At 47.4% G+C, this 21,671-nt stretch carries 21 protein-coding genes; 18 read left to right on the top strand and 3 right to left on the bottom strand.

Annotated elements, in window-relative coordinates; translation table 11 throughout:
* Positions 1 to 24: 24 nt before the first annotated feature.
* From DCC85_RS12355 to DCC85_RS12330, 6 genes are all read left to right on the top strand, one after another.
* Positions 25 to 1,008, top strand: a complete 984-nt coding sequence (locus DCC85_RS12355) for an ABC transporter ATP-binding protein (RefSeq protein WP_108465866.1) — start codon at positions 25 to 27, stop codon at positions 1,006 to 1,008.
* Positions 1,001 to 1,990: an ABC transporter permease gene (locus tag DCC85_RS12350; RefSeq protein WP_108465865.1), complete on the top strand. Its 990-nt coding sequence runs from the start codon at positions 1,001 to 1,003 to the stop codon at positions 1,988 to 1,990. Before DCC85_RS12355 ends, DCC85_RS12350 begins: the two co-directional genes overlap by 8 nt.
* Positions 1,991 to 2,070: 80 nt before the next feature.
* A complete protein-coding gene (gene parE / locus DCC85_RS12345) occupies positions 2,071 to 4,050 on the top strand; it encodes a DNA topoisomerase IV subunit B (protein ID WP_108465864.1) in 1,980 nt (659 codons plus the stop codon).
* 11 nt (positions 4,051 to 4,061) lie between these two features.
* Positions 4,062 to 6,506, top strand: a complete 2,445-nt coding sequence (gyrA, locus tag DCC85_RS12340; RefSeq protein ID WP_108465863.1) for a DNA gyrase subunit A — start codon at positions 4,062 to 4,064, stop codon at positions 6,504 to 6,506.
* Positions 6,507 to 6,695: 189 nt separating this feature from the next.
* Complete coding sequence (locus tag DCC85_RS12335) at positions 6,696 to 7,106, top strand: MarR family winged helix-turn-helix transcriptional regulator (RefSeq protein ID WP_108465862.1); 411 nt, start codon at positions 6,696 to 6,698, stop codon at positions 7,104 to 7,106.
* A gap of 110 nt (positions 7,107 to 7,216) precedes the next feature.
* Positions 7,217 to 7,675: a GNAT family N-acetyltransferase gene (locus tag DCC85_RS12330; RefSeq protein ID WP_108465861.1), complete on the top strand. Its 459-nt coding sequence runs from the start codon at positions 7,217 to 7,219 to the stop codon at positions 7,673 to 7,675.
* Positions 7,676 to 7,751: 76 nt separating this feature from the next.
* Here the strand turns inward: DCC85_RS12330 and DCC85_RS12325 are convergent, their stop codons facing one another.
* The 3 genes from DCC85_RS12325 to DCC85_RS12315 form a co-directional block, all read right to left on the bottom strand.
* The gene (locus tag DCC85_RS12325; RefSeq protein ID WP_108467842.1) at positions 7,752 to 8,438 is read right to left on the bottom strand and encodes an RluA family pseudouridine synthase; all 687 of its coding nucleotides are present in this window, start codon (positions 8,436 to 8,438) and stop codon (positions 7,752 to 7,754) included.
* Positions 8,439 to 8,482: 44 nt separating this feature from the next.
* Complete coding sequence (locus DCC85_RS12320; protein WP_108465860.1) at positions 8,483 to 9,346, bottom strand: class I SAM-dependent methyltransferase; 864 nt, start codon at positions 9,344 to 9,346, stop codon at positions 8,483 to 8,485.
* A 143-nt stretch (positions 9,347 to 9,489) separates the two neighbouring features.
* Positions 9,490 to 10,341 carry a GNAT family N-acetyltransferase gene (locus tag DCC85_RS12315; RefSeq protein WP_108465859.1) on the bottom strand — a complete coding sequence of 284 codons (852 nt, stop codon included), beginning with the start codon at positions 10,339 to 10,341 and terminating at the stop codon, positions 9,490 to 9,492.
* A 161-nt stretch (positions 10,342 to 10,502) separates the two neighbouring features.
* Between DCC85_RS12315 and DCC85_RS12310 the strand changes: the two genes are divergently transcribed.
* The 12 genes from DCC85_RS12310 to DCC85_RS12255 all read left to right on the top strand — a co-directional run bounded on the left by DCC85_RS12310 (position 10,503) and on the right by DCC85_RS12255 (position 21,661).
* Positions 10,503 to 11,282: an ABC transporter ATP-binding protein gene (locus tag DCC85_RS12310; protein WP_108465858.1), complete on the top strand. Its 780-nt coding sequence runs from the start codon at positions 10,503 to 10,505 to the stop codon at positions 11,280 to 11,282.
* A gap of 87 nt (positions 11,283 to 11,369) precedes the next feature.
* Complete coding sequence (locus DCC85_RS12305; RefSeq protein ID WP_108465857.1) at positions 11,370 to 12,224, top strand: prohibitin family protein; 855 nt, start codon at positions 11,370 to 11,372, stop codon at positions 12,222 to 12,224.
* 134 nt (positions 12,225 to 12,358) lie between these two features.
* Positions 12,359 to 12,931 (top strand): hypothetical protein, encoded by a 573-nt coding sequence (locus DCC85_RS12300; RefSeq protein ID WP_108465856.1) that lies wholly within the window; start codon positions 12,359 to 12,361, stop codon positions 12,929 to 12,931.
* 58 nt (positions 12,932 to 12,989) lie between these two features.
* Positions 12,990 to 13,163, top strand: a complete 174-nt coding sequence (locus tag DCC85_RS22990; RefSeq protein ID WP_159081871.1) for a hypothetical protein — start codon at positions 12,990 to 12,992, stop codon at positions 13,161 to 13,163.
* A 548-nt stretch (positions 13,164 to 13,711) separates the two neighbouring features.
* Positions 13,712 to 14,419, top strand: coding sequence for a metallophosphoesterase family protein (locus tag DCC85_RS12290; RefSeq protein WP_234414156.1), 708 nt, complete (start codon positions 13,712 to 13,714; stop codon positions 14,417 to 14,419).
* 312 nt (positions 14,420 to 14,731) lie between these two features.
* Complete coding sequence (locus DCC85_RS12285; protein WP_108465853.1) at positions 14,732 to 15,790, top strand: HD-GYP domain-containing protein; 1,059 nt, start codon at positions 14,732 to 14,734, stop codon at positions 15,788 to 15,790.
* A gap of 181 nt (positions 15,791 to 15,971) precedes the next feature.
* Positions 15,972 to 17,444, top strand: coding sequence for an alpha/beta hydrolase (locus DCC85_RS12280; RefSeq protein WP_108465852.1), 1,473 nt, complete (start codon positions 15,972 to 15,974; stop codon positions 17,442 to 17,444).
* 224 nt (positions 17,445 to 17,668) lie between these two features.
* Positions 17,669 to 17,950, top strand: coding sequence for an immunity protein Imm33 domain-containing protein (locus DCC85_RS12275; protein ID WP_199909916.1), 282 nt, complete (start codon positions 17,669 to 17,671; stop codon positions 17,948 to 17,950).
* A gap of 19 nt (positions 17,951 to 17,969) precedes the next feature.
* Entirely contained in the window at positions 17,970 to 18,425 is a 456-nt protein-coding gene (locus tag DCC85_RS12270) for an Imm63 family immunity protein (protein ID WP_108465851.1), read from the top strand.
* Between the two features lie 1,213 nt (positions 18,426 to 19,638).
* Positions 19,639 to 20,109 carry a hypothetical protein gene (locus DCC85_RS12265; protein ID WP_234414155.1) on the top strand — a complete coding sequence of 157 codons (471 nt, stop codon included), beginning with the start codon at positions 19,639 to 19,641 and terminating at the stop codon, positions 20,107 to 20,109.
* Between the two features lie 45 nt (positions 20,110 to 20,154).
* On the top strand, positions 20,155 to 20,757 hold the full coding sequence (locus tag DCC85_RS12260; protein WP_108465849.1) for an SUKH-3 domain-containing protein: 603 nt from the start codon (positions 20,155 to 20,157) through the stop codon (positions 20,755 to 20,757).
* A 31-nt stretch (positions 20,758 to 20,788) separates the two neighbouring features.
* On the top strand, positions 20,789 to 21,661 hold the full coding sequence (locus tag DCC85_RS12255; RefSeq protein WP_159081869.1) for a hypothetical protein: 873 nt from the start codon (positions 20,789 to 20,791) through the stop codon (positions 21,659 to 21,661).
* The last annotated feature ends 10 nt before the right edge of the window (positions 21,662 to 21,671 follow it).

Genomic DNA, 21,671 nt, shown 5'->3' with positions numbered 1-21,671 from the left:
AGAAGTAAAGGAGTGTAATAGTTCATGGTCGCAAATGACTCATCTGACAGCAGCCGGCGCGATATCGTTCTGGATGTAATGCATTTAAAGAAGAAGATCAAACGCAAATGGATCATTCAGGATGTTACTTTTGACGTGAGGGCAGGTGAAATTTTTGGCTTCCTGGGGCCGAACGGTGCAGGCAAAACAACAACCATCCGTATGCTGGTTGATTTGATCAAGCCCACCGAGGGCTCTGTTAAGGTTTGCGGCTATGACGTCAATCGTGATCCTGAACAAGCATTAGCCTATGTGGGCTCCATCGTAGAGAATCCGGAGGTTTATCCCTATTTAACCGGCTGGGAGAACCTGGAGCACTTTGCAAGAATGCAGCCTGGAATTGACCAGGAGCGGATTCAGGAGGTTGTGGACACGGTTCGACTGGAACAGCGGATTCATGATAAGGTTCGCACATATTCTCTGGGGATGCGTCAGCGTCTCGGCATTGCCCAAGCACTGCTGGGCAGACCTAAGCTGCTGATTTTGGATGAGCCGACCAATGGTCTTGATCCTAAGGGAATTAAGGAGATGAGAGAGTTTATCCGCAGGCTGGCAGCGGAGGGGATGGCGGTCTTCGTATCAAGCCATTTGCTAAGCGAAATTCAGCTGCTCTGTGACCGGGTAGCGATTATTAGCCGAGGGCGCGTGCTTGCCGTAGGCAATGTGGATGAGCTGATCCAAGGAAGCTCTAATTATGTGGTTTGGAATTTCAATATAGCCCAGAAGGGTTCGGAGATTATGAAGGAGGCAGGCATTGAACTTATTGAAGATCCGGAGTCTATTCTAGATGATGCGATCATTGCTGGCATGGGAAAGAATGCTGTGGTGGCCATTATGGAGGAAGATCAGATTGCGAAGATGCTTCCCCGTCTGGTTGAAGCAGGTGTCGAAGTTCTGTCTGTGCATAAAATCAATCCTACACTGGAACAGCTGTTCTTGGAAATGACGGAGGGTGAAGCGATTGAGTAGTGTTCTGCCGTTAATCAAAAATGAAACGATCAAAATGATCAAGAAAAAACGATTTCTTGTTGTAATTCTTGTCCTGCTGGTCCTGGTGCCGATGTTCACATACGCTCAGATGAAGTCTGCGGAGAACAACAGAAGCAAGTTCGGGGCGGATTGGCGCAGAGAGCTGCAGCAGGCAATTACGGATAACCAGAATTCACTTAGCAGCGACCGTGTCCCTGATGAATGGAAAAAATACCGTCAGATCTATATTCAGCAGATGAAATATTATCTTGATCATGACGTGAATCCTAAGGAACCCGGAGGGGTGACTTTTACTCGCGAATTTATGAATAATGCCGCCTCCCTGTTCATCCCGCTTCTGATTATGGGGGTTGGAGCAGACATCGTATCTTCTGAGCGGATAGGTGGGACCATTAAAATGCTGCTTACACGCCCGGTTAGAAGATGGAAGGTGCTCCTTAGCAAGCTGATTACCTTGATTATGTTCGTATCTCTGATCGTAGTTTCAGCTTTTGTGATATGCTATTTGATCTCGGGGCTTGTATTCGGTTATCAAGGGTTTGATATGCCAGTGTTCACGGGCTTTCAGCTGAGCGGCTCCGATATGGATATTTCCGGCGTGCATTCCGTGCCGCAATGGCTGTACCTGTTCATGCAGCTCGGGCTGATCTGGTTTGTGAGCGTCGTCGTATCCTTGCTGGCCTTCATGGTATCGGTTCTGGTGCGCAGTACGGCTGCAAGCATTGTCATAATGATGGCAGCTCTCATTGCGGGAAGCATTCTATCGAATATGGCGTCTGCTTGGGAAAGCGCCAAGTATCTGTTCATGGTTAATTTGAATTTGACTGATTATCTGGCAGGCTCACCGGCCCCTATAGAGGGGATGACGCTTGGATTTTCACTGGCGGTGCTTGCAGTTTGGGGGGCAGCTTCGCTCGTAGTTTCATTCACTGTCTTTACGAAACAGGATATATTGAATTAAAATGGACAAGTATAACAAAACATCTGTTTGCATTTGGGAGTTTTCATCCTAAATAGAGAGTAAATAAAGGGGGAGCATGAATGGTCGATCAAATCGATTTGTTCGCGGATGGCTCCGGGAATAACACGGGCACCGCTGGATACGACGCGGACGACATTCAGGTGCTCGAAGGGCTTGTCGCGGTCCGCAAAAGACCAGGTATGTATATCGGCAGCACGAGCTCGTCGGGATTACATCATCTGGTTTGGGAAATCGTGGATAACGCAGTGGACGAGCATCTTGCCAAATATTGTACGAAGATTGACATTGTCTTGCACAAGGACGGTTCGGTTACGGTATTTGATAACGGTCGGGGAATTCCGACAGGAATGCATAAGACGGGTGTTCCAACACCTCAGGTCGTATATACGATCCTGCATGCTGGCGGAAAGTTCGGCGGTGGAGGTTATAAGAAATCCGGAGGTCTTCACGGTGTAGGCGCTTCAGTGACGAATGCCCTCTCTGAATGGCTGGAAGTAGAGATTTACCGGGAAGGCAAAATCCATAAGATGCGCTTTGAATATTGGGTCGATAAGAAGGGGACAGAGCATGTAGGTGAGCCCGTGACCGGTCTTGAAGTGCTGGGAAATACGAATCGTACGGGTACCAAGGTCACTTTTAAGCCAGACATTCGGGTATTTCAAGGTGGAATATCACTGAATTACGATACACTCGCGGAACGTTTACAGGAGATTGCTTTTCTGAATTCGGGCCTGAAAGTGACCCTGAAGGATGAGCGCTCCGACCGTTTCGACGAGTTTTTTTACGAGGGCGGTGCGAGCCAGTTCGTCGAGTTCCTCAATGAAGGCAAGGATGTGCTTCACGATGTCATACACTTTAGCGCCGAACGTGACGATATTGAAGTAGAGATTGCCATGCAGTACAACGTGGGTTACACTGAGACACTGGTGTCCTTCGTGAACTCCATTCCGACCCGCGGAGGCGGAACCCATGAGACAGGATTTAAGACAGCCTACACCCGGGCAATGAACGATTACGCCCGGAAGGTAAATATGCTCAAAGAAAAGGATAAGAACCTTGAAGGCGGAGATTTACGTGAAGGCATGATGGCGGTCATCAGTGTGAAGATGTCTGAAGTGGAATTCGTTGGACAGACGAAGGATCAGCTCGGGAGCGCTTCCGCACGGAGTGCTGTGGATGCCGTTGTATCGGAGAAGCTTCAGGTGTTCCTGGAGGAGAATCCACAGGTAGCACAGGTACTGATTAAGAAGGCGGTTCAGGCCTCCAAAGCACGCGAGGCGGCCCGCAAGGCGCGGGATGATATGCGTAGCGGCAGGAAGCGTAGCGAGAGCTCGAACCTGGGCGGCAAGCTGACCCCGGCTCAATCGAAGGACTTCACCAGAACCGAGCTGTTCATTGTCGAAGGGGACTCCGCTGGAGGTTCTGCCAAGCAGGGAAGGGACTCCAAGATTCAAGCGATCTTGCCGCTGAAGGGGAAGCCGATGAACCCGGAGAAGGCGAAGCTTGCTGACATTATGAAGAACGATGAATATCGTGCTATTATTGCAGCGATTGGCGCTGGTATAGGGACGGAATTTTCCGTTGAGGACAGCAATTTTTCCAAAATCATCATTATGACGGATGCGGATACGGATGGCGCTCACATACAGGTGCTGCTCCTTACCTTCTTCTACCGGTATATGAAGCCTCTAATTGATAGCGGCCGCGTGTATATTGCACAACCGCCGCTTTACAAGCTGACAAGACGTTCAGGGAAGTTGGAGACAGTGCGATATGCCTGGACCGATGACCAGCTGCAGAACTACTTGAAGGAATTCGGAAAGAATTTTGAACTTCAGCGTTACAAGGGCTTGGGTGAGATGAATCCTGAGCAATTGTGGGAGACCACGATGAACCCAGATACACGCACACTGCTTCAGGTTCAGATTGAGGATGCGGCTAAGGCGGAACGCCGTGTATCGACGCTCATGGGAGACAAGGTAGATCCGCGGAAGCGCTGGATTGTCGAGAATGTTGATTTTACAGAGTTTGAAGAATAGAAGGTGAACGGATGAGTATGCTGGAAAGCTTTTTGCCGGCTTATCTAGAAGAGGTGGTCGGTGACCGTTTTGGAAGATACTCGAAATACATTATTCAAGACCGGGCTATTCCCGATGTGAGAGACGGATTAAAGCCCGTGCAGCGCCGGATTCTCTACGCGATGTACGATTCAGGCAACACCCCCGACAAGCCGTACAGGAAGTCAGCCAAGACCGTCGGAGATGTGATGGGCAACTATCATCCGCATGGGGACTCCTCAATTTATGAGGGCATGGTGCGGATGGCGCAGCCGTGGAAGATGGGGCACGTGCTCGTGGACGGGCACGGGAACTGGGGCTCGCAGGATGATGATCCAGCAGCAGCTATGCGCTATACCGAGGCGAGACTATCTCCTATTGCCTTAGAGCTGCTTCGGGATATTGAGAAGCGGACGGTTCTGTTCAAAGATAATTTTGATAATACGGCCAAGGAGCCGGTCGTGCTTCCGGCAAGATATCCGAACCTGCTCGTGAATGGGGTCAGCGGGATCTCTTCCGGTTTTGCCACGGAAATTCCTCCTCATAACCTGAAGGAAGTTATTGATGCGTGCATTAGGCTGATGGAGAAGCCGGGAACTGAGCTTGAAGAGCTGATGGAGATTGTGAAGGGTCCGGATTTCCCTACAGGCGGCATCATTATGGGGGAAGAAGGAATCCGGGAAGCCTATCGTACGGGGAAAGGACGGATATACTTAAGATCGAAGACAGACATCGAGACGCTTCGGGGGGGCAAGCAGCAAATTGTAGTAACCGAGATCCCTTACCAAGTCGTGAAGTCTCGACTCGTAACAGCCATGGAGAATATCCGTTTGGAGAAGAAGGTTGAGGGGATCGCCGAGGTTCGTGACGAGAGCGGACGGGCAGGGCTTCGCATTGTGATCGAGCTGAAAAAGGATGCGGATGCACAAGGAATTCTAGCCTACTTACTTAAGAAGACGGACCTTCAGGTCAACTACAACTTTAATATGGTTGCGATTGTTAACCGGACACCGCTGCAGCTGGGTTTAAAGCAAATTATTGATGCTTATATTGCTCACCAAAAAGAGGTTGTCACGCACCGGACACAGTATGAGCTGGAGAAAGCGGAGGATCGGGCCCATGTCTTGGAGGGTCTGGTCAAGGCACTGAATATTTTGGATGAAGTGATCGCAGCCATCAAAGCCTCTAAGAACCGGGCAGATGCACAGAACAATCTGCAATGGATGTTCGGCTTCAGTGAGCGCCAGGCGGATTCCATCCTGACCCTGCAGCTGTACCGGCTTACTAATCTTGAAATCACGCAGCTGGAGAAGGAGCTTGCAGATGTTCAGAAGAAGATTCAAGCGCTTCGCGCTATTCTGGACAGTGAGAAGAAGCTGATCTCCGTTATCAAGAAGGAGCTGCTGGAGATTCGGGACAAGTATGGTATCGACCGACGCTGCGTCATTCAAAGTGAAGTTGAGGAACTTAAGGTGAATCTTGAAGTCCTGGTCAATCAGGAGGATGTGCTTGTCACCCTTTCTGGAGAAGGATATATCAAGCGGACCAGCATGCTTTCCTTTACCCGTTCTGGCGGGGAGCGTGAGGGATCGGGTGTGAAGGAGCAGGATTACGTCAAGTATATCTTTGATGTGAACACATTGGAGAATCTGTTGATCTTCACACAGCGGGGACAGTACTTCCTGCTGCCGGTTCATCAAATTCCTGAGTTTAAGTGGAAGGACAACGGCACGGCCATTGTTAATGTAATACCTCTTTCCAAGGAGGATCGTATTGTTAGTGTGCTGCCTGTACGAAGCTTCGAAGAGGAAGTAAGTCTTGTCTTTGTGACCAAGCGGGGGCAAGTCAAGCGGACTGCACTTAAGGAATATGAGACCAAGCGGTCTGGTGCGGTTGCTGCATGCAAGGTAGGGAAAGAGGATGAAGTTATCTCTGTTAAGGTAAGCCAAGGCAACAAAGATATTCTGCTCTTAACCAAGCTTGGAATGGCTATTCGCTTCCAGGAAAGCGAGGTCGCCAGCATGGGCCGTGTAGCAGCAGGTGTTCGCGGGATTCAGTTAAGACCAGAAGATGAAGTTGCGGCATCGTTATGGGTAGAAGGCGAAGAAGGCGAGATTCTAGTCATCTCTGATTTAGGTTATGCCAAGCGGTCACTGCTTCTTGATTATGCGACTCAAAGCCGGGGCGGCAAAGGAATACAGACCTTTGAATTCAAGGAAGGCAAGCGTGTGAAACCGAACGGGAATTACATTGTGGGCGGGTTCCATTGTAAAGAGCCGCTCCAATTGGCCGCGGTGACTCGGATCGGACAAATGATTCCATTTACTTCAGAACAGGCTCCATTAGCTGAGCGGAAGTCGATCGGCAAGGCTGTTGCCTCCGTAGCGAAGGACGATTATATTATAGATTTACTGGTTCGTGAGGAGACAAAACGCTGATTCCAGCATTACACCTCCCCTATACTACGTGCGATAAATGACGAAGAAGAGCTATTCCAAGGATCAAATTTCCGAGGAATAGCTCTTCTTTTGTCGTTTAAAGCCATGCAGCAGGAATTTGCTTCTTAGATCGCGAAAATAAGCCAAATCAATCACGCGCTAAGGTGCCCGATAACTGGGGGGATGATGATGTATACGGACGATTTTGCCAAGCTATGGTCCAAATTGACGAAGGATTACCAGATGCATATGGAAAGTGAACTTACGCCTTCTTTAACGGAATCGCAGCTTGCTGTGCTGGAACTGCTCGGGGATCAGCCTAAGATGAAACCATCGGAAATGATCCCCTATTTGGCAACAACACCGGCGGCAGTTACGATGCTGCTTGATCGAATGGAACGGGGAGGACTTATTCACCGCGAACGGGATGAAGCGGACCGCAGAATTGTGTGGGTCTCCATCACCGAGCATGGGAAAGAGGAAGCGGAGCGGGGAAAGGAGGTTCGCAGCCGTTTTCTGGGCGAAGTATTGGACCGCATATCGACACATAATCAACAGCTGCTTGTATACTTACTGGGGAAGATCACGAGTCAGAAATAGCTTATGTTTGTGATTTGGTAGTGTAACCTTTACAATGATTACAGATCTTTCGCGCTTGTAAGGCGTAGATGCGTAAGATGCAGACTAATGAGGGCAACCGGAGTGATACAATGTTGATTAAAGTGGATGATTTATCAAGCCCGGAAGTGGCTGAGCTGATCAGGGAACATCACCGGGAGATGGCGCTCCATTCCCCGGAAGAAAGTATGCACGCTCTTAATTTAGACGAGCTGAGACAGTCTGATATTACCTTTTGGACAGCTTGGGAGCAGGGTGATCTCCTGGGCTGCATAGCTATCAAGGAGCTGGATGCCCAGCATGGAGAGATTAAATCTATGAGAACAGTCTCATCCCATCAGGGGAAGGGAGTTGCTAGGCAGCTGCTTAAGCATCTTATTGAAGAAGCTAGGAGACGTGGTTATAGCCGGCTTAGCTTGGAGACAGGATCCCCCGATTTTTTCGAGCCAGCTAGGAAGCTGTATGCGGTGTTCGGATTTGAAGTCTGCGGTCCATTTGCAGATTACATAGAGGATCCCTACAGCGTGTTTATGACGAAACAGCTAGGATGAGCTTGGATGAAGGTACAAGAAGGGATGAGCAGATTTCTGCTCATCCCTTCTTGTGTTAATGGCACCTGCGAAGAATTTACAGCTGAAGAGTGCGCTCAGGCCATAGATTCCAAGGATATTGCTGTGGAGGGGCAGACTTCAGCTCCACAGGCTCTTTCGTAACCGGATGGGGGACACCGACAAAGGCGGACCACAGCGCGATTTGCTGTCCGGGCTTGTTCACCTGTGCCCCGTATTTCTGATCCCCGTACAGGGGGCATCCTCGATGGCTGAACTGGACGCGGATTTGGTGTGGACGTCCGGTGTGAAGCTCTACCTGAACCAAGCTATAGCCGTCTTGCGCCGTGCCTAGGATTCGATAGTCCAGGATTGCTTCTTTGGCTCCAGGCGTCCCTTTAGGAACCACACTAACGGTATTGGTCCGTTCATCCTTCAGTAAGTAGTCTGTGAGCCGCCCTTGACTGACTTTGGGCGCTCCGTGGATGACGGCCAGATACGTCTTCTCAAAGCTTCGGCTGCGAACCGCTTCCGAAAGACGTGAGGCTGCCTTCGAGGTCTTGGCAAAGATCATAGCGCCTCCTACCGGTCTATCAAGCCGGTGAACAAGCCCTAAGTAGACATTGCCAGGCTTTTGATATCTGTGTTTCAGATCTTCCTTAAGAAGGGTCAGCATATCGGGATCCCCGCTTGCATCCTCCTGGGTCGGCACATTTACGGGCTTCTCCACGCTTAACAGGTGATTATCCTCGTAAAGAATGCGCATGGAGGGCTGACTGACGGTTCTAGGGCAAGCTTCCTCTCCCACGTCTATTCCTCCCAGCGGCCCAAAATTCCGCAAGGCAGATGCAGGCCGGAAGCCGTGATTGGCAGTCCCAGTTCACCGGCCGAAATCCGGCCGCCATATGTTTTCTTCACAGTCATAGACAGCATGTTATGCAGCACGGTCGGGGAAATCCCCGTCGTATAAGAGTTGATCAGGAAGAAGAGCGGCTTGTCCGACAGAATGGAGAGGCAGGACTCCAGGAACGGATAGAGGCTCTGCTCGAGCTTCCACATTTCCCCGCCAGGTCCTCTTCCGTAGGAAGGGGGGTCCATAATAATTGCATCATAACGGTTGCCGCGGCGCTGTTCCCGCTGTACAAATTTGAAGACGTCATCCGTAATGAAGCGGACCGGCCGGTCTCCAAGACCGGAGAGCTGAAGATTCTCCTTGGCCCACTGCACCATGCCTTTGGCTGCATCCACATGAACTACACTTGCACCAGCCGAAGCTGCGGCTACAGAGGCACCGCCGGTGTAGGCGAAGAGATTAAGCACCGAGATCGGGCGCTTCGCATCTGCAATCTTGTCCATCATCCATCTCCAGTTGGCGGCCTGTTCTGGGAACAAGCCGGTATGCTTGAAGTTGGTTGGACGAATATGAAATTTGAGGTGATCATAGGAAACTGTCCATCGTTCGGGGAGCGGCTTCTTCATATCCCATTGACCGCCTCCGGAGGAGCTGCGATGATAGTGGCCATGAATATTCTTCCAGAGCCCAGTCTCATTAGCGATCGGCCAGATGATTTGCGGATCGGGTCTACGCAGAATAACGTCTCCCCAACGTTCAAGCTTGTCACCGCTGCCGGTATCAATTAATTCATAGTCTTGCCAGTCATTTGCAACATACATGCCATGATCCATCCTTCCACATGAACAAACGTCGGCTCCGCCTTCATAAAAAAAGAAGAGCGGAGCCGTTATATTTACATTTAGATTATATTGTACCTCATTTTGCCTGCATCATGCCACCATGGGTCAAAGAAATGATCCGGTTATAAAAGGTGATGGTCAAGACGATAGTAATCTTGTACATGGACGGATTGAAATCCACAGGCCTGATAGAGGTGCTGAGCTTTGTCGTTGGTCACAGCAACCTCCAGCAGAACCTCTCGTCCCTGCATTGCCTCTTGAGCGACGATATAGCGCAGAAATCTCCGGCCAAGTCCCTGACCTTGAAGATGCGGAAAAATTGAGAAACCATAGATTAGGCTCTCATTCTGGCTGGTGCTGACACGGAGCGACCCCGCGATCTCCTGCTTAGTCTCCATTACATACAGTACGGACCCTTCCTCCTGCTGCTGTTCATCGTACCAGTTCTCGGCTTCCTCTCTTGTACAGTCGAAGTTTAGCACGTTCATGCTGATAACTGCTTCTCTATCTTCGAGCTTTCCCTCTCTGATCTGGCAACTTTGATTGGGCAGGGCATCCTTTATGGCGTCTTTATCCAGAAACTTCATTTGATGCTCCGAGAACGAAAAGCTTCCACCAGATGCTTCAACAAACGCTTTTCCGGAAGAGGATTTGGATGGGGTGATGAGCAGGATTTCACTGAAGCCTTTGTTATGTATTGTTGTCAGAGCCTCCTTAAGGAGGGTTGTCGCGTGGCCAAGCCTTCGGTAATCCGGGTCAACCATACCACTGACTTCCATCTTGTCTCCAAAAGGGTAAAGCGCCAAAAAAGCAATCATATTCTTATTGTCCCAGATTGCGAATTCTAGCTGATCTTCGTTCTCCTTTCGCTTAAGCAGCGTATCCCAATTCAGCTTTAAAGCGATATGATCCGCAGCCTCAACCCGCTGCTGCAGCTGCTTCACCTGTGTCCAATTGTACTGACAACGTAGCATAATAGGCCTCCTTAATCTCCATTTATTTATATTTTATGCAGAATTGAACTTGAACACAACGACATGCGGATTTTTATAAGTTCACCGTGTTTCCTTCGTTCTTGACAAGAACAGGACAAGGGGAGTAGCTTTGTAATATTAACGCACTACAGGAGGACAAGATGGCGGCTGTAATCGAGATGAAGAATGTAACTTGGCGTCGTGAGGGTAAGACTGTGTTAAGCGGCATTGATTGGACAGTGAATGCTGGGCAGCACTGGGCCTTATTCGGTCTGAACGGATCCGGTAAAACTACATTGTTAAATATGATCAATGGATATATCTGGCCTTCGGAGGGAGAAATTTATGTCCTGGGACACAAGCTTGGTTCGGTGGATATGCGGGAGCTTCGCCGCTCGATCGGTTGGGTAAGCTCATCTTTGCAAGAGAAATTGTATGGTAAGGATACCGCTCAAGATCTAATTGTCAGCGGGAAATATGCTTCGATTGGCTTATATGAGAAGCCTGCAGCAGAGGATTATGAGAAGGCAGAGGCGCTGATGAAGCAGCTGCGATGCCAGCATCTGCTGGACCGCAGCTATCAAACATGCTCCCAGGGGGAGAAGCAAAAGCTTCTCATTGCCAGAGCACTGATGGCAAACCCCAAGCTGCTAATTTTGGATGAGGCATGTAATGGACTTGATTTTATATCCAAAGAGAGTTTGCTGGACAGCATTGAAGAGCTCTCAAGCCAGCCGGATGCGCCGCATATGCTGTATGTAACACATCATACGGAAGAGATTTTGCCTGTATTTGGACATGCGCTTCTTCTGCGCCGGGGCAAGGTGTTTGGAAGTGGCCAGACGAAGGAAATGCTCACTGCAGAGCGTCTCAGTGACTTCTTCGAAATGCCGGTTGATGTCAATTGGAGTCATGATCGAGCCTGGCTTGCCAGAAACTAGAATATAATCTGCGACCTTTCTTTATTAAATAACGTAAATATCCATATAGTTCTTATATAGTATGTTATTGATAATGGAGGAATGCAGATGCAAGCAGGGACAGAAGCAAAACCGAATAAGCCGGGGAAAAATGTTAACGTCGGGAAAGCTGCTGGATGGATTGTTGCAGCTTTGGTATTGGTCTTAATCGGGATTAACAGCTTTGCACAGGTTCAATATGGTCATGTTGGATTGTACAAAACCTTCGGGAAGCTCAATGATAACGTGCTATCCCCGGGAATTCATCTGAAGCTGCCATTTATTCAGACTGTCATTCAGGTAAATACTCAGGTTACCAAGACAGAGACGGATACATCGGCCTCTTCCAAAGACCTTCAGCCGGTTTCAACCCATGTTGCGGTGAACTATTCGGTGAACAAGGATACTGCATTTAATTTAATGAATAATATCGGCGGTAATTTTGATTCCGTCATTATTAATCCGGCCATTCAGGAGATTGTTAAGGAAGTGACGGCCAAATATCCGGCAGAGGATCTGATCGCAAAGCGTGATGCAGTCTCGACGGAAATTTCAGAGCATTTAACCAAGCGGCTGCTCAAATACGACTTGACTGTTAAAGATATCAATATTGTGAATTTTAAATTCTCAGAAGCGTTTAATCAGTCGATCGAAGCCAAGCAGGTAGCCCAGCAGCAGGCGCTGAAGGCAGAGAATGACCTCAAGCGTGTAGAAATTGAAGCTAAGCAGAAAATCGCTCAGGCTCAGGCTGAAGCGCAGGCGCTGAAACTGAAGAAGCTAGAGGTCACGCAAGAGCTTGTACAGTTAAAGCAAATCGAGGTGCAGGAGAAAGCGTTGGAGAAGTGGGACGGCAAACTGCCATCCGTTACCGGAGGAGCCACCCCGTTCATTGACATCGAATCCATTACCGGCAAGCAAAATTAAATGAAGAATGAAGGCAAAGAGGAGCTTGTACAGCTTCTCTTTTTCTTGTGCAAATTTATATTCTGAACCCGCGTTCAAGGGAATATGTTAAAAGCAAGGTCTGAAAGAGGGCACTAATTCGGAGGCAGGAGAGTATGATGGAGAACGGGATCACAGATTGGATTAATTTCTGGCCGACCTTTCGTTTATCCGTACTGATGAGCTTGCTCGGCGCACTGATCGGCCATTACTCGAAGAATGGGGTGATTCAGTTTCCTCTGTTTGTCATTCCTTATGAACGGGGAGGCTGGATAGAGAATATTCGGAATATGACCTGGAAGCGGGCCGACGGGTTGCGCAAGGCCGTCTTATATGTGCTGCTCATTCCCTTGGACGTGATCTTGTTTGTTCTGGGAGCCAGAAACGAGTCTCGCTCGGGTAAGCGTGTTTATCTTGAGCTTGGTTTGCTTGGAGATATTCTGATAGGGATCGGAACGGGTGTACTGGCTAAGACAGCGGTTGAGATGGCAGGAAGTGAGAGTGTTTATGCAGAGGTAAGTGCTGCCTTTATTGCAGGTTTTGCGGGGTTATCTTACATACGGGAAAGACAGCAGAAAGATCTTGGACTTGATCGCCAGCTGAACCCGAGTGATGTAGCCGAAGCTTCATTGCAAGGGGAGCAGCACCGCGATGAAGATGCTATTAAGCAGCCCGGAAATATGAAATAGATGCCTATAGACATAGAGTAGATTCATCTATAATGTAAAAATTAGGAGGCGATGTGTGATGAATAGTAAAATCAATGTAACTTCACACGAGTATAAGGAGCTGGAGAAGCTGGCTAATATCGTCAACAACTCCAATGTATCGATCGGACAGCGAAAAATTGCAAAAGCGCAGTATGAAGCCATTCTTCGGCTGGCTAAAAATCGTCCTAATACCCCTCGTCTAATTGTATAATCGCTATATACAGTGAAGCGCTTGGATTCTCCCCGCTTAGGTACACACCGAAGCAGCAAGGAGACCAAGTGTTTTTTTTATTTCTTCGTGCCCTGCTGCAGGGGAAAAAGTGCCCAAATCACTTAAAGAAGTACAGGAGCCGTCTTCTCGTGAGGCTACAGAACATACATTATTTTGTAATTCAAATTCGCTCAAAAGGTGGTAAAGAGAAGATGGAAAAATTTTTTGACCATGAAGGATTCGAATTCTGCCATAAGCGGAAGAAGCATCATCACCGCAAACTGAAATGCTTCACTAAAACGCACGTTAAGACATTCGTAAAAAAAGTCACCTATGTGCCTAAAGTGAAAAAGTTCCACAAATCCTTCGTACACTTCGAAGTCCATCCTTGTCCTAAACGTCGCCATCATGACCATCACCGTAAATGCGGCTGGTAATCAGCTGCTAAAGATCGGGGCCTTAACGGCCCCTCTAAATTTTAGTACAATTAAACTAGTAGAGAACTATGAACCATCTACCAAACTATTACAGCAGGAGAGATGAATCCCTTGAGAATACTAGCGATCAGTGACATTCATGGATGCTATGAGGAGTTCTGTGACTTATTGGAACAGGTGAACTATAATTCTGCAGAGGACCGCCTTGTCTTGGTCGGTGATTATGTAGACCGGGGACCGCGAAGCAGGGAGGTCATTGACCTGTTGATTCGTCTTCAAGAGGAAGCTAAGGTCATTATTTTAAGGGGGAACCATGATCAGATGATGCTGGATGCATTGCTTCGTGATGAGGACCAGCGCTGGTTAAAAAATGGTGCACTTTATACGCTTAAGAGCTATTACGGAGATGAGATCGACGTAGAGAACTATAATTCGAGTACATATGAGAAGGCAAAAGGCTGGATCAAGCAGAATTATGCTCATCATCTTGAGTTTCTGGATGGCTTGGAGCTTTATTATGAGTCAGAGCAGTATATATTCGTGCATGCCGGGATTAACCCTGCTTATAAGGATTGGAAGCAGCAGCCAAAGTCGGATTTTATATGGATTAGAGAAGCCTTTTTTAACCATTCTACCAACCTGGACAAGCCCGTAGTCTTTGGACATACGCCTGTGCTCAACCTGCATGATTGTGAAGAGATCTGGATCAATGACGATAAAATCGGTATTGATGGGGCATGTGCTTATGGAAAACGGCTGAATTGTCTTGAAATTAATGAGCAAGGGGAGTACAAGAGCTACTTTGTTCAAAAAAACTGAGTGATTTCATGTAAGAAAACCTAACTAAGTTAGGGGATGAAGATGCCTTAGATCTACTTGCTTTAGTGCTTTCAAGTGATCTAAGGTATTTTGATTTAGCAAGCGATCCTTCATTTCGTCCATGGTTCTATGATGATCATTTACTGATTTTCGTATGCCAAACTTACTAGATTTGAGAAATCCACAGCAGAAAAGTAGTCTTTTGAACTATTTAGAACGAACTTGCTATGCACGATATTAATAATAGAGAGCAGGTTACTTATGATTTCTTTTGAAAGAATACATACATAGAAAGAGGGGACTTCCGATTTCATGAGAACCCATGTAATGGAGCTGGTTAGTGGTGATCAGCTAAAGTCGGATACATTTAATCAGGCAGGCTTGCACGTACTTGCGAAAGGAACGCGAATCCGCAATGAAGAAATCGCACTGCTGATTAGACAGAGCATAGATTATGTTGATATTGAGCCGCGGCAGATCAGCATCGATGGTTCTTCTGAAGAGGAGCAGAGCTTTGCTCACAGCTTCAGCCAAAGACTGCGGGATAACTTTGAGTTCACAATTCAGGCGTACCAGTCCGTATTTCTAGAAGCTTTGACGAACGGGAAGATTAACCAAGATAGCATTGAAGAGAAGTTTCTATCCTTGCTGGAAGTCGTAGATGAGCGTAAGGATGTAGTGAGTCTGCTGCTTTCTCTGGGACGGGAGGATGTGAATCTGTATAACCATTCCCTCCAAGTCGGACTGCTGTCTTTCTATATCGCTATATGGCTCGGCTATAGCCGGGAAGAAAGCTATGAGGTTAGCAAAGCAGGCTATTTGCATGATATTGGCAAGAGCAAGGTACGTCAATCCATTCGGAATCATCCTGAAGACCTAAGCTTGGAGGAGCTTGATGAACTGAAACGGCATACCTCCTACGGGTATGAGCTAATCCGCAAATCACTGAATGATGAAGCACTTGCCTTGGCAGCTTTGCAGCATCATGAGTTAGAGGATGGAAGCGGGTATCCGCTCGGGATCGGCAAAGGTGAAATCCACCCCTATGCCCAAATCGTGGCTGTGGCCAACGCCTATATCGAAAGAACCTCTTCACGCAGTGGAGAACCTAAGCCAGGCCTGTTAACCATATTGAAGGAAATTCATGAGCTTGGTTTCGGTAAACTAAATGAGAAGCCGGTCCAAGCGCTGACACGTAACCTTCTGCCGAATTTTATTGGTAAGAATGCTAAGCTATCGACAGGAGAGACGGCAACGATCGTCTACAACAATCCTACGGACATCTTCAGACCCCTAGTAAAAGTCGGTGAGGAGTTCAGAGATTTGTCGAAGGAAAGAGATATTTCAATTGAAGAAATCTTCATTCAGTAACCCGTTTAATAGCTTTTGAGAACCCTTCATGGTTGAAGGGTTTTTTTTGTTGTATTTTTTAATACATATGTGCTAAAATAAATCCGATTTAGTACGAGTGTATTAAATAGATGCTGCAGCACTTTAAAAAAATTAACTTGTACTCAATTCATATTTATAGAGAGTGGGAGAGTAGCAACTTATGAGACCCTTGGAAATCGCTTTAGCAGTTATTAATTTTGCTATTTTGGCATGGCTGCTTTTTTATCCTAAGAAAGCTAAGCGAATGCTGCTTGCAGGCTTCGCAATCTCTGTAGCGGCCACCTTGCTTCAATGCCTTATGGAAAGTCTTCGCTGGGAAATGACATTCGTTTATGTGATCGGCATCCTGCCGCTCGCGGTGTGGATTCGCCGAAAAGGATGGAGACGCAGTGATAAAGAATCGAATGAGCCCCGGCAGCGAAGAAGTAAAGCTGGATTCATATTACGGATCGTTGGAGCGGTCTTGTTAGCTGGTGTAGGGATTGTCGTTCCTACTACGTTTCCAGTATTCTCATTCAGTCCCTTAGATGGACCTTACAAAATAGGGACGGTATCCTATCTATGGACCGATTCATCCAGAGAGCAAGTTCATACTGGGCCCGGTACTCAGCGTGAACTGATGGTTCAAATCTGGTATCCGGCAGATGCGAATGCGACGGGAGAAACCGCCCCCTATGTGGAGCACCCTGCTATTTTCACGAAGGCAATCAGCAAGAATCAGGGGCTGCCCGAGATGTTCTATAGCTCCCTTAAACTTGTAAAGACCCATTCCATTCCGGGTGTAGCCCTGGCTAACCATGAAGCCAAGTATCCGGTGATTGTCTATTCCCATGGCAATATGGGTTGGAGGAGTCAAAGCACTTTTTTGACAGAGTCGTTAGTCAGCCATGGTTATATAGTAATTGCTATCGACTATGTAGGCAGCTCCAATGTCACCGTGTTCCCCGATGGAAGGGTATTTAAATATTTTCCGGATGCTGGACATACGCTAGGCAATTCCGAATTTGACCGACTTGTTGACCAGGTGTGGATCAAGGATACGAAGTTTGTGCTGGACCAGATTGAACAGCTGAATACCCATGACAAGGATGGCCGATTTACCGGCCGCCTGGATCTTGACCGTATCGGGATGCTTGGCTATTCCTTGGGAGGAGCAACAACAGTGCAGACTATGCTTACGGATGAACGGGTTAAGGCAGGAATCAATATGGACGGCGGTTTCTTCGGTAAGCATAGAGCGATAAACGGATTGAATCATCCATTCATGCTGATCAGTGCTGACAGCACGTTTACAAGTGATGCTGTCTCGGATAAAGAGCTGCAAAGGCTAAATAAGACACGTGCCGATTATGAGGCTACCATCAGCGAGCTGATGGAACGTCAGAAGCATGCGGCCGATGGTGGTAATTATGTGCTGACGGTGAAGCGCAGTGATCATACGAGTTTCTCGGATTTTCCTCTCTATTCCCCGCTGCTGTCCAGGCTCCAAGGGATTGCTCCCCAGGAGAATCACCGTGTGATCAAGAAATTCGTTCTTGCTTTTTTTGACGAGAAGCTGAAAGGGGCGTCATCGTCTACGCTTCAAGAAGCATTAGGCGATCATTCGGATTATAAATTGTACCAGGGAAGATAGTCGGCAATTCTACAGAGAATTGGGGGATTTTTGCTGTACCCTGTCGAATAGGATGTAAAGAAATTAAGGCATTGACATCCAAGGAAGGAGGGTTCAGCAGGGCTTCATCCGGAAACGTTCTTTATTCCTCCTCTTCAGGAGCGACAGGGACAGGAAGTGGGCAGTTTGGTAAGACTCCATTTTGTCTTAGCACAGCCTGAACTAGATAGTTCGCGCGAGAGAGAATGTGGGTTGAGATTACAGAGAAAGATCCACCTGGCGGTATTGTCCGCTGGATGTACCGGGAGGAAGGGGATCATGCCGAGGATTGCGGATGGAGGCTAATTTCTGGTGAAGAGGACGAGGAGTATACCGATAATCCTGGAAACATAGTCATCCTCAGCGTTGCTGAACTGATTGACGGGGACCCGAGCTTAGTAGAACCGCTTAAGGGTGGAATTGGGGCTGCTTACGAGCGGGAACATTTTGGGGAGTCCTGGACACGAGTTGAAGATTGGGAATCCTAACAAGAAGGAGGGCTACCCTATGGAAAAGGTCTATGAGGAGCAGGAGATCATCGGGAGAATTATTGATTTGCTCCGGCAGACTTCGTTATATGAAGACCAGTATAAGAAGCTTGTTAGCGGGGCTTTTTATCCAGAGAACGGGTTCCATGACGACCTTGCTCCATATATTGAGGTTCTGGAGAACGGATACCAGCTTGTTCAATATGAACGGGGAATGCTTGCGCTGAATAAATTTACGGACCAGGTGGATGTGGTGATATTTTGGATCATGGAGGATGTCCTTTTCCGAATTGCTTATCTTAAGCTTCTAGAGGAATACAGAAATGAGAGGCCTTTAAGATTCACGGCTGATAGAGTTAAGGAAGTCACTATTATGCTTCATCAAGCATTTGCGAAGATTGGTGATATTTATGAGCAGTGGCATATTGAGGGGAGACGCAGCGTGATTGAATCTCCTTTAAGACCATTACAATGACGGCGATGATTGTCGTTGGAGCTGCAGCGGGGTCCCTTTCTTTAACAGAAGGATCCCGCTGTTCCTGTTCTAAATTTTATAAAATGCCTTATCAGCCTTAATTTTCTTTTCTTGTGGCAGTGCTTGCTGAAAGTTAGCGAGCGAGGGATTTTTAAGGGATTTATACAAATTAAGAATAATTTTGAGAGAAAAAAAGAATGATGCAGACGAGCGCTTATATTGTTGAAATATAAAGCTATAGTCTGGTTAACCCTAGTTACGGGCATTTTCAAATTTCCAAAGAATGCGTTATCATATAGACATCACCAAAGGATATCTGGAAATTCTTCAGAATTCCGCTGGTGAGCTTGATTCATTCCTATCATGTATACGAGATGAGGGAAAGGAGAGAGTTCCGATGATCTAGGTTAGCGAAGCATACTGGAAATCAGCTGCAAAATTTGGAGAATAGCCGTGACACTATTGTCTAAGCAGACTGAAGGTATGTGGGGACTAAAGGCGATCAGACGTATGAGGAACGAGCGGCTCAAGAAGAAAGTCCATTACAGGCACTTGAAGGAGCGTGGTTCCACCAGAGTAACGTTAGCGAAGCGTACTTCACAGAGGGTTCACCTTGTAGAAGAGCGCCCGTGACAGCGTTGTTCTAGAACCGTCTTAGTACGTGGGAACTCATAATCATGAAATTTGAGGACAACCCACAGCATGTCTAAAACATGCGTAGTTGTTGCAGCTTGGAGGATCGGATTGAATTGAATAGTGGTTTGAAGGCATGAATCCCCGTTACCTTGAATCATAAGGTTGACGGGGATTTGTGGTTATCCCCCATTAATTCCGATCATCGTCAGCCCATTTGCCGAAATGCTCTTTTGGGGGTGGGACGATCCCATCAAATTCTTTGCTTTTACAGTTGTTATCCTAGGCTATTATACTAATTTCTGGCCGGTGCCAGATACTTGCCTTACAGGCGTAAGTCTTTGGAGCGTATGGGTTCATACATATTTAGCGGTGAAGATTACATCATCAAATCCAGTAAACAGGTGGACTGGGCTGGAATAGAATGAAGTAAGAAAGGGAGTATGCCGAATTAGCCGGTAATCCCGGTTATGATATAATGGAAAAATAAACAAAGGGCGGATTGATAGGGATGAAATTTACATGCAAATGCGGTCATGTTATCCGTGATAACACCGACTATCTTCCCTATAAGGGTCATATGATAGCCGATCAGGATTTATTTGACTTTCTAGATGCCGTTGATGAGGCAATTGAGCAATCAGGGCAGGAACCTGTAGATATTGAAGAGGCAGTGATGAGGATTCGCAATCTGGCTTATGAATTAACCCAGCCTTTCTATCAGTGCGTAGCTTGTGGGCGCTTGTTTAGCACAAATGATGAATATGCCCAGACAAGTCCGTTTGATGGCAAAAGTGTGTTATCCTCAGCTTTAGGAGAGAATTGGAAGCGACCTTTAATAGGGGACTGGCGTGATTCCAGGGAGGGGCCAATCAAGGGATACTTATGGTGCCAAGGAACGACATCTGAGCAAACTTATGAGTTTGATCAATATGAGCTGCTGGAGGAGCATTACTGGCGTCTTTTTCATGAATTATCCGGCAAAAACACATTGAGATCTGCCTTGTTGAAAAAAAATTATACAGAAATTCATATCTGGCCAAGCGAATGAAGGATATCGGCAACCTATGAACTTGACGAAGGAGAATATAGTCGTATGACGCAAGATGGGCAAACGCCGGAACAACTCGAATCCGAACTTCGGGAGCAGGTAATACTGCTGCTGAAAAAATCCGGATGGTATCAAGGAAGACGTATTGATATTTCAAAATATAAAGAGCGCTGCTCAGAGCAAGGGATTGAGTTGTTCCCGGCTGCCGCAGCTTTTCTTGAAGAGTATTCTGGGATTGACCGAGTGGCCCATTTCAAATATATGCTGAATCATTTGGATGGGCCTGCAAGGGAAAGCGAATGGCACGAGTATGAATTTCACTTTGTGCCTAACGCCGTAGAAGAGCTGAATTGCCAGGCTGAGATGCACATCATTACCACAGCAGCTCAGGAGGATTGTTATTGTCTAGGATTAAGCGGATATTATTATCCGGCGGTAACGGCGATTGGACGATCCGGCAAGTTATATCTGCTTCATGATTATGAACCGACTGTGCGGGTGTTCGATCATTTGCTGGAAAGTATGGAGCATGAAGTGGGCGAGCTGGACATGATTACTTCCTCACTGTTAGAACCTAATCAGATTATGGTTCAGACCGTGTATGGACCTCAGCTCTCACCGGAGAAAGTTCCAAACCCGTTTCAGTGAGGAACAAAAGCTATGCAGCATAGCTAATATTTTGAAGAAGGAAGTGAACCCCATCGAATTACGAGCTTGCTTGGAGCCGATTAAGCGGGATCCAGCGTTTAAAGCTAGACTGAAAAGGGAGATTGAGCACATAGAGACCCTGCTGGAGGAGGGCCAAGGGGCCGAGGAAGAGATCCAGGCTTTCAATGAGCTCACAGGCCGAACCTATGATGCCTATATTTTCTCACATTATTGGAGTGCCATCTCTCTTGAGGACCTGATTGAGGAGGCCTGCCAAGGAGAGCCCACACGCATCCCTGATATTACTAGAGAAGAGCTGGTTGAAATTGCGCGCCGGCTGCAGGATGAGGAGCTTTCTCACGGGGATACAAAATTCTATATGCAGCTCCTTGAAGCCAATGTACCTATGCCTGAAGTGTCAGACCTGATCTATTGGGAGGACCTTGAGCCTGAGCAAATCATAGAACGGGCAATGGCATACGAGTCGATTCGCCTTCCGGGGCCTGAACCGGAGAGGTTTGGTCCATGGATTGATGAGATGAAGTCCACAATGGCTAATTCATTATTTCGAGGGATTCCAATAGGGCAGAGCTATTCTGAATTTGTCCAGGCAACAACTCCAGGGCTTCAAGCTCTGAAACAGTTGGATGACGATCATTACGATTACGGTGGATTTCAAATTGAGCTGTGCGATGAGGTAATCTACGCTATTACCGTTCCTGCTGAAGTTGAGGTCACTATTGAGCAAATTGAGACATCGATGGGCAGTGGAGAAGTACATGCTACGGAGGAGTATTGCTTTTTAACCTATTACAGTGAACAGGTAATTGCAAACTTCAAATTTAATGCGAGCAATCAGCGGCTAATCGAAGTTCGACTGATCACTACCATGTTTATGGACTAGTATGGCTTAT

Origin of the sequence: Paenibacillus sp. CAA11 (assembly GCF_003060825.1) — a bacterium.
Classification (GTDB): Bacteria; Bacillota; Bacilli; order Paenibacillales; family Paenibacillaceae; genus Fontibacillus.
Note: the sequence above shows the minus strand (reverse complement) of the source record. Positions and strands in the feature narration are given on the sequence as shown.

Excerpts from the sequence above, each read along its gene's own strand:
- DCC85_RS12355 (WP_108465866.1), top strand. The coding sequence starts at position 25 with ATGGTCGCAAATGACTCATCTGACAGCAGCCGGCGCGATATCGTTCTG.
- parE (WP_108465864.1), top strand. The coding sequence starts at position 2,071 with ATGGTCGATCAAATCGATTTGTTCGCGGATGGCTCCGGGAATAACACG.
- gyrA (WP_108465863.1), top strand. The coding sequence starts at position 4,062 with ATGAGTATGCTGGAAAGCTTTTTGCCGGCTTATCTAGAAGAGGTGGTC.
- DCC85_RS12335 (WP_108465862.1), top strand. The coding sequence starts at position 6,696 with ATGTATACGGACGATTTTGCCAAGCTATGGTCCAAATTGACGAAGGAT.
- DCC85_RS12330 (WP_108465861.1), top strand. The coding sequence starts at position 7,217 with ATGTTGATTAAAGTGGATGATTTATCAAGCCCGGAAGTGGCTGAGCTG.
- DCC85_RS12325 (WP_108467842.1), bottom strand. The coding sequence starts at position 8,438 with ATGCGCATTCTTTACGAGGATAATCACCTGTTAAGCGTGGAGAAGCCC.
- DCC85_RS12320 (WP_108465860.1), bottom strand. The coding sequence starts at position 9,346 with ATGTATGTTGCAAATGACTGGCAAGACTATGAATTAATTGATACCGGC.
- DCC85_RS12315 (WP_108465859.1), bottom strand. The coding sequence starts at position 10,341 with ATGCTACGTTGTCAGTACAATTGGACACAGGTGAAGCAGCTGCAGCAG.
- DCC85_RS12310 (WP_108465858.1), top strand. The coding sequence starts at position 10,503 with ATGGCGGCTGTAATCGAGATGAAGAATGTAACTTGGCGTCGTGAGGGT.
- DCC85_RS12305 (WP_108465857.1), top strand. The coding sequence starts at position 11,370 with ATGCAAGCAGGGACAGAAGCAAAACCGAATAAGCCGGGGAAAAATGTT.
- DCC85_RS12300 (WP_108465856.1), top strand. The coding sequence starts at position 12,359 with ATGATGGAGAACGGGATCACAGATTGGATTAATTTCTGGCCGACCTTT.
- DCC85_RS22990 (WP_159081871.1), top strand. The coding sequence starts at position 12,990 with ATGAATAGTAAAATCAATGTAACTTCACACGAGTATAAGGAGCTGGAG.
- DCC85_RS12285 (WP_108465853.1), top strand. The coding sequence starts at position 14,732 with ATGAGAACCCATGTAATGGAGCTGGTTAGTGGTGATCAGCTAAAGTCG.
- DCC85_RS12280 (WP_108465852.1), top strand. The coding sequence starts at position 15,972 with ATGAGACCCTTGGAAATCGCTTTAGCAGTTATTAATTTTGCTATTTTG.
- DCC85_RS12275 (WP_199909916.1), top strand. The coding sequence starts at position 17,669 with ATGTGGGTTGAGATTACAGAGAAAGATCCACCTGGCGGTATTGTCCGC.
- DCC85_RS12270 (WP_108465851.1), top strand. The coding sequence starts at position 17,970 with ATGGAAAAGGTCTATGAGGAGCAGGAGATCATCGGGAGAATTATTGAT.
- DCC85_RS12265 (WP_234414155.1), top strand. The coding sequence starts at position 19,639 with ATGATAGCCGATCAGGATTTATTTGACTTTCTAGATGCCGTTGATGAG.
- DCC85_RS12260 (WP_108465849.1), top strand. The coding sequence starts at position 20,155 with ATGACGCAAGATGGGCAAACGCCGGAACAACTCGAATCCGAACTTCGG.